Annotated in this window: 8 protein-coding genes; 5 read left to right on the forward strand and 3 right to left on the reverse strand. The window is 60.0% G+C overall.

What is annotated here, in order from left to right:
* Positions 1 to 32 precede the first annotated feature (32 nt).
* Positions 33 to 1,058: a LacI family DNA-binding transcriptional regulator gene (locus GGD46_RS10315; RefSeq protein ID WP_184703648.1), complete on the forward strand. Its 1,026-nt coding sequence runs from the start codon at positions 33 to 35 to the stop codon at positions 1,056 to 1,058.
* Here GGD46_RS10315 and GGD46_RS10320 read toward each other — a convergent pair whose 3' ends face one another.
* Complete coding sequence (locus GGD46_RS10320) at positions 1,059 to 1,838, reverse strand: metallophosphoesterase family protein (RefSeq protein WP_184703649.1); 780 nt, start codon at positions 1,836 to 1,838, stop codon at positions 1,059 to 1,061.
* Between the two features lie 130 nt (positions 1,839 to 1,968).
* On the opposite strand from GGD46_RS10320, the gene GGD46_RS10325 reads away from it, so the two are divergent.
* Positions 1,969 to 2,691, forward strand: coding sequence for a helix-turn-helix transcriptional regulator (locus tag GGD46_RS10325; protein ID WP_184703650.1), 723 nt, complete (start codon positions 1,969 to 1,971; stop codon positions 2,689 to 2,691).
* Positions 2,692 to 2,738: 47 nt separating this feature from the next.
* Here GGD46_RS10325 and GGD46_RS10330 read toward each other — a convergent pair whose 3' ends face one another.
* On the reverse strand, positions 2,739 to 3,017 hold the full coding sequence (locus GGD46_RS10330) for a hypothetical protein (protein ID WP_184703651.1): 279 nt from the start codon (positions 3,015 to 3,017) through the stop codon (positions 2,739 to 2,741).
* Complete coding sequence (locus GGD46_RS10335) at positions 3,017 to 3,814, reverse strand: DUF899 domain-containing protein (protein WP_184703652.1); 798 nt, start codon at positions 3,812 to 3,814, stop codon at positions 3,017 to 3,019. Before GGD46_RS10335 ends, GGD46_RS10330 begins: the two co-directional genes overlap by 1 nt.
* Before the next feature lie 118 nt (positions 3,815 to 3,932).
* On the opposite strand from GGD46_RS10335, the gene GGD46_RS10340 reads away from it, so the two are divergent.
* The 3 genes from GGD46_RS10340 to GGD46_RS10350 all read left to right on the forward strand — a co-directional run bounded on the left by GGD46_RS10340 (position 3,933) and on the right by GGD46_RS10350 (position 6,748).
* Positions 3,933 to 5,153 (forward strand): helix-turn-helix domain-containing protein, encoded by a 1,221-nt coding sequence (locus GGD46_RS10340; protein ID WP_184703653.1) that lies wholly within the window; start codon positions 3,933 to 3,935, stop codon positions 5,151 to 5,153.
* Between the two features lie 48 nt (positions 5,154 to 5,201).
* Positions 5,202 to 5,834 carry a PQQ-binding-like beta-propeller repeat protein gene (locus tag GGD46_RS10345; RefSeq protein ID WP_184703654.1) on the forward strand — a complete coding sequence of 211 codons (633 nt, stop codon included), beginning with the start codon at positions 5,202 to 5,204 and terminating at the stop codon, positions 5,832 to 5,834.
* A gap of 212 nt (positions 5,835 to 6,046) precedes the next feature.
* Entirely contained in the window at positions 6,047 to 6,748 is a 702-nt protein-coding gene (locus GGD46_RS10350; protein ID WP_184703655.1) for a GntR family transcriptional regulator, read from the forward strand.
* Positions 6,749 to 6,915 lie beyond the last annotated feature (167 nt).

Raw genomic sequence — 6,915 nt, forward strand, 5'->3', positions numbered from 1 at the left:
AGAGGGTCTGAGAAAATGCGAGCGGAGGAAGCATGGCCACCATCAAGGATGTGGCGAAACGGGCAGGGGTGGCGATCTCGACCGCATCGGCTGCGATCAATCGATCGGCACCCGTCAGCGATGAGGTAATCGCCAAGGTCGAGGCCGCCGTTCGTGACATCGGCTATGTGCCGCATGGCGGAGCCCGCAGCTTGCGGATGGGGCATTCAAGGCTGATCGGGCTGATCTTGCCTGATATCACCAACCCGCATTTTGCCAGGGTCGCCAAGGTGGTCGAATCCGCCTGTTTGAATGCCGGCTACATGGTTGCGGTTTATTCGACCGGCGAGGATCACGCCCGCGAGCAGCAGATATTGACGATGATGCGGATGCAGCGGGTCGACGGGTTGATCATCATCCCGACACGATCCGACGCGAAACATGGCGCCCGGATTGTCGACCAGATCCATGTGCCGACAATCCTGCTCGACAGTTTCGTCGAGGGGTTGCCTTATGATGTGGTCAAGCTCGACAATATTGCCGCCGGTCGTATCGCCACCGAACATTTGATAGAGCTTGGTCACCGGCGGATTGCTGTGACGATCGGCCGTGACAATATCGTCACCGGCGAGCATCGCCTGGAAGGCTATAGGCAAGCGTTGGCAGCCCGTGGCCTACCGATCGAGCAGGATTTGTTGCTGCCCGGCCGCTTCGACCAGTCGGTCGCACATGATGGCGTGTTCGCGCGAATGAAGCAGCCCGATCCGCCGACTGCCATCTTCGCGCTGTCGAACATGATGATGCTCGGCACATTGAACGCGCTGCACGAACTCGGTCTTTCCGTTCCTGAAGACGTGTCTGTTATCAGCATCGACGATTTCGACTTTGCCAACATCATGAACCCGCCACCGACCGTGGTCGCAGCACCTGTCCTCGAGATGGCGCAGACCGCCATTTCAGCACTTCTGGACGAGCTGGCAAGCAAGCGCCTGCCGAGCGGATCGCAGACCGTCTTTGAGCCAAGATTGATCGTCCGCAAGTCCTGCGCACCGTGCTTTACCGCGGCAATGGTAGATTGATCAGCGGCTAGGAGAGGCCTGGTTCAGCAGAACTGCCCGCGTCTTTATCCTCGTGTCCTCCAATTCGATGATGCGATAGCCGAAGGTTTCGGCATCTGCTTGGAGTTCATCGGACTGCTTGAAGATTTGGTACGAGACTGCCGGCGAGACGAATTGGCGGATATTCCCGTCGCGAGCCTCATCCATCATGTGATAGTGGCCCGAGAATATCGTGATGTCGCAATCTAGGCCGTTCAGCAGCGACCTGATCTCATCTCGATCTCGCAGGGCGGCGCCGCTTCGATCCACAGGCGTCGGCACCGCCAGGATCGGATGATGCACGAAGAGGACGGCGTTTTCTACGTCATCGAGTTCGCGCGCAAGCCAGGCGCGCTGGTTATCTCCCAATATGTTGTCCGATGTGTCGAGGAAGATGCGTTTCAGATGTCTGTGGGCGTGGGAATAGCAGAGCTTTCCATTCACCGCGTTTTCGCCCGCTGTCCAATATTGCATAACGTCAGCATAGACATCGTGATTGCCGAGAATGACGGATATGTTGAAATCGTATCCCCTCAGAATCTCGAAAAATCTGGAGACGGATTGTACCGTGCCGATATCGCCTCCAAAGACGATATCGGAAATCCCCCTGCGTACGATGTCGTCGAGAACCAACCGCAGGCGGTCTTCGTGCTGCTTTGGCTCACTATCATAGCGCATCCTGCCGCCAGTCACGTCGGTGTTCATGACCAGTTTTTGGCCGAGGTGGGTGTCGGTCAGAAAGGCGATCGTGGTCTTCGTCATTCTCTGGGTTCCGTTTCAGACAGGTGCTGGAGCATCGTAGCTCGCCGGTTGGATGAAATGCTTCGACGCGTGTCGAAACATGCGAACGTGGGTCATGCTATTTTGGTGTCCGAAACAGGGAGTCATGACCATGGGTTCACAGCCGAATATCGCTTCTGCGGCCGCGTTGATCGCCGATCCCGCGCGCGCCGTCATGCTCGTCGCTTTGCTGGATGGCCGGGCACGGCCGGCCGGCGAACTCGCCTATGCCGCCGGCGTGACCGCGCAGACAGCCAGCTCGCACCTGGGCAAAATGCTGGCCGGAGGCTTGCTGACGGTCGAGACCGAAGGGCGGCATCGTTATTATCGCCTTGCCGGCCCTCATGTGGCGTTGGCCCTGGAAAACCTGGCATCGATAGGGCCGATGGTGATTACTCGGAAAAAGGCGTTGACCCGCGAGGCGCAGAAACTGCAGTTCGCTCGCTGCTGCTATGATCATTTGGCCGGCCGCCTCGGGGTCGCCGTTACCAAGGGAATGCTCAAAAAAGGGCTTCTCGTCGCCGCCGACAATAAGCGATTTGAGGTGACGCCGATCGGGGCCGAGTGGTTTTCAAGCATGGGTCTCGATTTGACGAAAATCAAACCGGCTCGCGCAGGGCTCGCACGGCAATGTCTTGATTGGATGGAGCGGCAACATCACCTCGCCGGCCCGCTTGGCGTGCACTTCACCAGTCTGCTTTGCAATGAGGGTTGGATACGGAGGGAGAAATCATCGCGCGTTGTCGAAGTGACGCCGATGGGGTGGCGGAAATTCGAAGATCATTTCGGTATCCAGGAACAGGTCCTGATGGAGCGCGATCATAAGGAAGCGTGACAGCGCACGGGAGCGCGCCATCAATCGCGGCAGGCAAAGAGTGTAGCTCAACGTTTGAGTGCTCGGTCTTCTCTTGTAAAAAGCGCAAGCCACGGTCCCATATGAAACAGGCTCATCAGCAGATACATCACCACCATTCCGCCCAACATCGAGCCGCCCTGCGCCGAGCAGATCATATCGGCCGCCGTATCCTGTGCCGTCAGTAACGCCATGATGGCGAAAACTGGGGCTGCGGCCAGTTGCAACCAGCGCCCTGTGCCGGGAATTCGCAGCAGGCCGGCGGCGTGTGCGCCGGCCCTTTCACGGATTTCGGACAGTTTGGACATCAGAGCGCTCCGTAGCGGTCGTGATGGCGCCACCAAACTCCGGTCTCATTGCGGCCGAGCGGTGCGCGGTCGAGCCATTGATACATGCCCCAAACACCGTCCAATCCACGGGCATAGGACGAATAGGTGTGATAGATCTCGCCGCCTTGCAGGGCGAAGGCGCTCACACCTGGCCGATCGCGTGTGTAGGTTGCGACATCCGTTCCTGTAATCGACGCCATCAGTTCGACCGGTCCCTCGCTGCCGCGCAACTCCCATTGCTGCATCGTCTTGCCCGCTTGAGCGTCCGGCATTGGCGGCTCACGACGGTAATTGTATTCGATATCGCCGTTGCGCTGCTCTTCCGGGGTGAACCAGACATTGAAATCGTGATTGAAGTCACTGTCTGCAGATGATGCCCAATTGAAGGTCCAGCCCATGCGGCGTTTGAACTCCTGCAGTTGCGCGAGCGGCGCCCGTGACACTGCGGAAAAGGCAACGTCATGGTTTTCGAGATGCACGGCAATCCCGTTAAAGCCATCCGCGATCGATGAGCAGGACGGGCATCCCACCGTATAATCCGGCCCGAACATGAAGTGATAGACGAGCAGCTGGGACCGTCCGTCGAAGAGCGCCGAGAGAGGGACCAAGCCCTTCTCCGTCTCAAGGCGGTAGTCCTTCTCGACCTTCACCCAGGGCAGCTGTTGGCGGTTGGCGGCAATTTCGTCGCTGCGCCGTGTCAGCTCCTTTTCCTGCTCCAGTAGGGAAAGCCGCGCCGACAGCCACTCCTTGCGTGTACCGGTTCTATGCATTGTCATGGTTCATCTCCTTGATTGGCTTGATTTGCCATCGCCGGCCGACGTCTTGCCTGCCGATGGGGAATAACTTACGGCTGGAAACTCAAGGGGTGGGAGTTACAAGTGTGACGGGATTTCGATGGACTCGCTGATCGTCGCTGCCGCACAGGCGCTTGCTGCCGGCGACGCGCTTGGAGCGATGAAACGGGTGGCGCTGCGTGACGATCCGCCCGCGCTCGCCCTGCGCGGTATCGCCATGGCGCAGCTCGGCGACCTAGATAGGGCCAAATCGCTGCTAAAAAGCGCTGCGCATGCCTTCGGTCCGCGCGAAACGGTCGCTCGTGCCCGCTGCATCGTCGCCCAGGCGGAGATTGCCCTTGTCTCGCGCGATCTCGGCTGGCCGGAAAAGGCACTGGAGACGGCGCGCGTCGTTCTCGACAAGCATGGCGATAGCATCAATGCCGCGCATGCCCGCAATCTGCAGATCCGTCGCCTGCTTCTCGTCGGCCATCTCGATGAAGCCGAGAGACTGCTTGCGAAACTCGATCCTTCGCCATTGCCGCCTGCCGCAAGGGCAAGCCACGAACTCGCGGTTGCCGGCATTGCCATCCGTCGTCTGCGCACGGGGGCGGCGCGAGCCGCTTTGGCAAGAGCGGCGCAGGCGGCGCGCAGAGCCGATATTCCTGCGCTCGATGTCGAAGTGCAGGCGGCCGGGCGGGCGCTCGACGCACCGGCGGCGCGGCTGATTTCCAAAGGATCGGAGAGGCTGCTATCGCTGGGCGAGGTCGAGGCACTGCTGTCCTCCGGGACGCTGGTCGTAGATGCCTGTCGCAACGTCGTTCGTCGGGGGAGTGACGTGGTATCGCTGGCAAGTCGGTCAGTGCTGTTCGTGCTGGCGCGGGTCCTTGCCGAAGCGGCTCCGGCGGACGCGTCGCGCACCGATCTTCTTTCCCGCGCGTTCCGCGCCCGCCATGCCGATGAATCCCACAGGGCGCGGCTCAGGGTCGAGATCGGGAGGCTGCGCGCTGTCCTGGAGCCCTTCGCCGATATCGACGCGACGCCGCGAGGCTTTATGCTCACACCGCGCGGGAAGGGTGATATAGTGGTGCTGGCGCCGCCTTTGGAGGCCGAACATGGCTTCCTGCTCGCCTTGTTGGCAGACGGCGAATCCTGGTCGAGTTCTGCGCTGGCGATCGCGCTCTCAACCAGTCCGCGGACAGTGCAGCGCGCGCTCGACGGTCTCGCCGCAGCCGGCAAGGTGCAGAGCGTTGGCAAAGGTCGGGCCCGCCGCTGGATGATGCCGCCCGTCGTCGGCTTCCCGACAACATTGTTACTCCCGGGTCCGCTGCCGAGCGACTAGGATCATAGCCATAGAATTCAACAACGCAGTCGAGTGAAGGGTAGGGCAATGAAAAAATCTCAAGCAGAGATCATTCGCGAATATGGTCCGTTCGATGATGCGCCCCGCATCAACGGTGTCACGTTCGACGGCATGCATGTCTGGTTCGCCGCCGGTGACAAGCTGCATGCGCTCGATCCGGAAAGTGGCGCGCGGGTGCGCTCCATCGAGGTAGAATCGCACGCGGGCACGGCTTTCGACGGGCGTTATCTTTACCAGATCGCCGAGGACAGAATTCACAAGATCGACCCGGATAGCGGCAAAGTGCTGTCGACCATTCCGGCGCCTGGCAATGGAGGCGATTCCGGTCTTGCCTGGTGCGAGGGAAGTCTGTGGGTCGGCCAGCATCGTGGTCGCAGGATCCACGAGATCGACCCGGAGACCGGTGCTATCCGCCGCACCATCGAATCGAACCGCATCGTAACCGGTGTCACATGGGTCGATGGCGAGCTGTGGCATGGAACCTGGGAGGGTGACGAAAGCGATATTCGCCGTATCGACCCGGCAACGGGCGAGGTGCTAGAGCGGTTGGATATGCCCGAGGGCGTTGGCGTTTCCGGCTTGGAATCCGACGGCAGGGATCGGTTCTACGCGGGTAGCGGCGGCGGCGGAAAGTTGCGGGCGATCCGCCGTCCACGTTGAAGAGCGTTTTTTCAACTCGTTGATCGTGCAGCATATGGGAGGCCGCCATCACGGCCTCCCATATGCTTTTTGGTGTCGTCGTTGCTCAATGCCGGACGTGCTGGCGCCTCGGACATCTTGTCGTGCAAGGTTGGACTGCCGTCGTCAGAGCGCCGTTGATTTACCGGGCATGCCCCTTTATTTCTCACGCTGAAAGAAGAGGTCAGCTAGTCATGGATAATGAAACAAGCCTGCGAAACGAGCGCAAGCGCGGCTCTGGCGTGAAGGTGGTCTACGATATCTTGCGCGACGAGATTCTGCATCTGGAACTGCCGCCGGGCAGCCCCATCGACGAAGTGCAGCTCTCCGAACGCTTCGGCATGTCGCGCACCCCTATCCGCGAAGCGCTGGTGCGGCTTGCCGGCGAGGGGCTGATTGATACACTGCCCAATCGCTCGACCATGGTGTCGCAGATCGACTTCCTCAACATGCACAGCTATTTCGATGCGTTGGTGCTGATGTATCGTGTCACGACGCAGCTTGCGGCGAAGTATCACCGGCCCGAAGATCTGGAGATCGTGCGCGCGCGCCAGGCGGAGTTTGCCGCCGCCGTCGAGGCGCAGGACGCGCTTGCGATGATCTCCACCAATGCCGAATTGCATCTTGCCATCGCGGAAGCGGGTCGCAACCCTTATTTCACCGCTCTCTTTGGTCGCCTGCTCAACGAGGGCCGGCGCATTCTCCGTCTCTACTACCAATCCTACAATGATCGGCTGCCCCGTCGTTTCGTCGAGGAGCATGATGAGATGATCGCCGCCATTGCTGCGCGCGATACCGATCTTGCCGAGAGCCTTGCACGGCTGCATGCGGAACAGATCGTGGCGCAGGTGCAGAAGCTTTTGGTGCGGGGGGACCGCCTGGATGTGAAGCTCTGAAATTTCGCAGCTTCGAACCTGTCTTTCTTGCATATTCCTTGTCGACAAATTGAATACAAGGCTGTATTGGTGTTGCTGAGAGGGTGACGAGGGGCCGAGATTGGGCCTGGCATCGTTGCCGATGCATTCCAAGCCCAAAAGGCCAAGCCCCAAGAGGACAGACAGAT

Source organism: Martinezella lusitana (assembly GCF_014207095.1).
In the GTDB taxonomy this organism is placed as follows: Bacteria; Pseudomonadota; Alphaproteobacteria; order Rhizobiales; family Rhizobiaceae; genus Rhizobium; species Rhizobium lusitanum_B.